Raw genomic sequence first — 242 nt, forward strand, 5'->3', positions numbered from 1 at the left:
ATTGTTTCAGTATTTCCACAACTAGCAGCAGAACTATCAGAGAATGTTACAGTTACATTACCACAAGTATCTGTAGCAGTTGCATTACCTGTATCTGCTGGATTTGTACTTTCAGTACATTCAACGGTTACATCATTAGGTAAAGTTAGAGTTGGTGGTGTTGTGTCTTCAACAGTAATTGTTTGTGTATCAGAGACAGAATTACCACAATCATCAGTAGCAGTCCATGTTCTTGTAATTGT

General features: G+C 36.8%; 1 protein-coding gene. It reads right to left on the reverse strand.

Features of this window, described 5'->3' with window-relative positions; translation table 11 throughout:
- Positions 1-242 (reverse strand): hypothetical protein (locus Q0876_RS15665; RefSeq protein WP_299229830.1); only part of this gene is annotated, 242 nt, incomplete at both ends.

This window comes from uncultured Psychroserpens sp., assembly GCF_947503375.1.
Taxonomy (GTDB): Bacteria; Bacteroidota; Bacteroidia; order Flavobacteriales; family Flavobacteriaceae; genus Psychroserpens.